Source organism: Alteromonas sp. MmMcT2-2, assembly GCF_022348305.1.
Lineage (GTDB): Bacteria > Pseudomonadota > Gammaproteobacteria > Enterobacterales > Alteromonadaceae > Alteromonas > Alteromonas macleodii.
Genome location: NZ_JAKRFA010000106.1, coordinates 1 through 2,081, shown reverse-complemented (window position 1 = coordinate 2,081; position 2,081 = coordinate 1). Strand labels below are relative to the sequence as shown.

The following is a 2,081-nucleotide window of genomic DNA, read 5'->3' as shown; positions in this document are numbered from 1 at the left end:
CTCCAAGCTGAAAGTAAACCACCTCCGCAGCCATTTATTGGTGTGGTCTACAGAGGATTATGTCTTTTTAGAGGGGAAAATCCCTAGAACCCCTAGATGAGGAGAGCGGGCCTACGGGGGCTAGTCGTTCGCATAGTTCCTGAAACCTGTTACGTCACTGGTTTTATTCGTATAATATGTCGCAAATTTCGGAATTTTTGTGACACAGAATTGGAGCACATGATGACTACTTTGAACCGTCCTGACCTCAGCGATATTCATATTGGCGATTGGGTTGACCGTTGGTTGCCTGCTGCTTGGCGTCCTTATGCAAGGCTTGCCCGGATCGACCGTCCGGTAGGAATATGGCTCACCTTTTTCCCCTGCCTTGCCGCGCTCATTCAAGCGTCCCAAGGGCTCCCCGAATTTCGGCTTTTGGTAGTGTTTTTTCTCGGCGCATTTTTGATGAGAAGCGCAGGCTCGACAGCCAATGACATTGCGGATCGTAACTTTGATGGGCATGTCGAGCGGACGCGCCTTCGTCCGCTCGCGAGTGGTCAGCTTCGAACGCGCCACGCGCTAATATTCCTCGCCGTCGAACTCGCCTTGGCGGCGCTGCTATTGTTTTTCTTAAGCCCATTCACAGCGCTTGTCGCAGTTTGCGTGCTGCCACTGGTATTCATTTACCCGCTTTGCAAACGCTTCACCCATTGGCCCCAAGCTGTTTTGGGGGCCGCGTTCAATTGGGGAATGCTGATGGCATGGGCGGAGGTGTCAGGCAATATTCCAGCAGGAGCCGTGGTAATGTGGGTCGGCGCTATAGCGTGGCAGATCGGCTATGACACGGTGTATGCTTATGTCGATGTAGCCGATGATACCCGTTTGGGTTTGAAATCAACAGCGATTCTATTTGGACGCAGGGGGCAGGCTATCGTCGGATTGTTCTACGCCTTGACTGTCGGGGCATGGGCGGTTGGGGGGTGGTTACTGGACATGGCGATGCCCTACGCTATCGGTATGGTTATTATTGCAGCTCATCTGGCTTGGCAGATATGGCGTGTTGACCTCGAAAAGCCGGAGCTGAATTTCCGGCTCTTTCTGTCGAACATTCTGACCGGGGCATTATTGGCGGTCGCTGCCTTCGCGGGCACTTGGTAAGTCGCGCAAATCCTGAAACCGCAAGGTGCTTTGGTGTGCTGAAGAACTTGGCCTCACCTATGAACATATCAATGCGGGTGGCACCTTTGGCGTGGTGAGCGACCCCGATTATCTCGCGATGAACCCTAATGGCCTTGTTCCCTGCCTGAAGGATGGTGATTTAGTCCTATGGGAATCGAACGCCATCGTCCGCTATCTTGCCAGACAATACGCTTATCCATCTCGATTACCCAACATCATTATGCCTGTGGCGAGTTATTCGACGAACGGTATCCGGTTTGGGCCGAAATCGCGGTGATCAGCTCGCGCCAGGATGTCCTGAACGCTTTGATTGGGCCTTCTTCCGATTTGTGATCAATTACCGAAAGGTGCAACGACAGCGCGACCTTGCTCGAATGGAAGGATTTGCCGGTCGGGTGTTCCGGTTCACCTCGCCGGCCGAACTGTCGGGCTTCGTAACTGCCATCAAGAAGGCTGCGCAAAAGGCGTGAAATCGGCCTACCGTATATTTGTGCCCCTTTAATGTTCAGGGGCCATCATGCGGATACGATCCACTATGATAGGAAAACGCTCTAAATGGAGATAGCATGACACTTGCCGAACAGTTTGAACTCATCCGATCTGGGCAGATGTACAACGATCTAACGTCTGAACTCGTGGCGGCTCGTGAGGAAGCAGTGTTCCTGACGAATGATTATAATGCCAGCTTCGGCCAAAACGCGGAAAAGCGTGAAGCCGTTCTGACGAAGCTTATCGGCTCAATGGGTAAGCAGGTTCATTTCGAACCTACGTTCCGCTGCGAGTTCGGACGCAATATACACATCGGCGACAACTTTTACGCCAACTTGGGGTTCTAGGGATTTTCCCCTCTAAAAAGACTTAATCCTCTGTAGACCACACCAATAAATGGCTGCGGAGGTGGGTTACTACTTATAAGTGTGGCA

3 protein-coding genes are annotated in these 2,081 nt (G+C 52.2%); all 3 read left to right on the top strand.

Going from position 1 to position 2,081, the window contains the following annotated elements:
- Window positions 1-219: 219 nt before the first annotated feature.
- Entirely contained in the window at window positions 220-1,137 is a 918-nt protein-coding gene (gene ubiA / locus MHM99_RS21015) for a 4-hydroxybenzoate octaprenyltransferase (RefSeq protein WP_199524880.1), read from the top strand.
- Between the two features lie 25 nt (window positions 1,138-1,162).
- The gene (locus tag MHM99_RS21010) at window positions 1,163-1,435 is read left to right on the top strand and encodes a glutathione S-transferase N-terminal domain-containing protein (RefSeq protein ID WP_281716509.1); all 273 of its coding nucleotides are present in this window, start codon (window positions 1,163-1,165) and stop codon (window positions 1,433-1,435) included.
- Window positions 1,436-1,724: 289 nt separating this feature from the next.
- The gene (locus MHM99_RS21005) at window positions 1,725-1,994 is read left to right on the top strand and encodes a maltose acetyltransferase domain-containing protein (RefSeq protein WP_218313322.1); all 270 of its coding nucleotides are present in this window, start codon (window positions 1,725-1,727) and stop codon (window positions 1,992-1,994) included.
- Window positions 1,995-2,081 lie beyond the last annotated feature (87 nt).

What these genes read in the sequence shown, in the direction of transcription:
- MHM99_RS21005 (WP_218313322.1), top strand. Translation starts at nt 1,725, where the DNA reads ATGACACTTGCCGAACAGTTTGAACTCATCCGATCTGGGCAGATGTAC.
- ubiA (WP_199524880.1), top strand. Translation starts at nt 220, where the DNA reads ATGATGACTACTTTGAACCGTCCTGACCTCAGCGATATTCATATTGGC.